The following is a 1,487-nucleotide window of genomic DNA, read 5'->3' on the forward strand; positions in this document are numbered from 1 at the left end:
TGGTGTCTAATTGAAGGAAATTCAGTGAAAAAGAATTCCTCCAAAAAGTGCACATTGTGTTCAAAAAGACCCGATGGCCGACCGCCCAAAAAGAACACCAGTCAGCGAGCCGCTATTGCGGCCCGCTTCAAAGTCCTTTGCCTGGACGCTGGCCTAAAGGTACCTGACGTGGCTCGCACTCTTCAGGTCACCGAGCGCACGGTCTATGCGTGGTTTTCAGGCAAGACGGCCGTGCCGTACTCGGCCTACAAGCTGCTGCGGATTCTCAACCGGTTCGAGCTCCCAGGTTGGTCAGGATGGCACATGCACAGCGGCAAGCTCTGGACACCTGAGGGCTTCGGGTTCGAGCCGCAGGATGGTGCGTGGTGGTCTCTCCTGGTCCGTCAGGCTCGATCCTTCAGGACGCTCTACGCCCGTGCAAACGCCCTCGAGCAGCTGATACAGGCGCAGGGAGCGGCGCGCGACGTCTCGGGAAGGGGCCCCGCCTGCGGGGATATGCCCGAGGCGGCGGGCGCGGCGCCCGGCCACGCGGAGGCGAAGCCCGCGGGGCGGCGCGCAGCGCCGCCTAACTTGTTCTTAAAACACTTTAGGACACGGAATTATCAGATTGGCGTGCTGCCTCACTCTGATGCTATCGATAACGTAGCAGGCCGTCAGCGGCCACTAACCTAGCAGGGGTCTCTTCATGAAGCGTAGTTCTCGGTTGGCCACGAAGGCTCTGAATCGAGGTGTGTCCTCTCGCAGCTATGAGATGGCCTTCAAGCGTCGTTTTGCTCCTGATGGCTCCTCGGGTAGCCCGGGGCTCCTCCAAGGGCTTCTGGTGCGTTCTGGCGCCCTTCCCGCGCCGCCTGCTGTCGAGCCTGCTCCTCCTGCTAAGAAGCGCGGCAGGCCTCGCAAGGCCGATGTCGCAGCGATCGCTGCGCAGGTCTGGTCCGATGTGACTGACGGTGCCGGCGTCGTTCTGGTCGACGGAAAGGAGGTCGACTCCAAACCTGCTGATTAAGTCGGTCCCCGGGGGTGTTGGAGCACGCCCGAGGGCCTAACCAAGTTCAACTGTAGGAGAGCTGAAATGGCTGATAGCGAGTGTATTGCCCGGGCTGAGTTGCGGGCTGTGTTGGAGTCGGGGGAGCCTGGACTTCCTCAACAGTGGCGGGCTGCGTTCCGTAGTCCTGAGGATGCGTTGGTCTGGGTGGGGCAGCACCACCCTAACCTGCTTGCGCGGACTCTGTTCGCGGCCGTGGCTGAGCTCAGTGCCAGCTTCAAGGCTCAACTTGAGGTCGAGGCCACCTGGAGGGCTGTTCGGGGGCCGGAGCGAAGCGTAGGGAGGGGGCGAAGCGCCCCTGCAAAGCGGTGCCCGAATTGAGCGATGGCGCCCTCCCCCTATTGGTTCTCGCGTGGCTAATTGCTTGCGCCTCGCAGGAGCTAATTCGCGCTTTGCAAAGCGGTCTTCAATTGGTGTCTAATTGAAGGAAATTCAGTGAAAAAGA

The 1,487-nt window shown here is 61.1% G+C and carries 1 protein-coding gene; it reads left to right on the forward strand.

The window, feature by feature from the left end:
• A partial coding sequence (locus HMPREF2984_RS07010; protein ID WP_218969690.1) for a VC1465 family Xer recombination activation factor occupies positions 1–672 on the forward strand: 672 nt, incomplete at its 5' end.
• Positions 673–1,487: the final 815 nt, after the last annotated feature.

This window comes from Streptococcus sp. HMSC066E07 (genome assembly GCF_001814695.1).
Lineage (GTDB): Bacteria > Bacillota > Bacilli > Lactobacillales > Streptococcaceae > Streptococcus > Streptococcus hominis.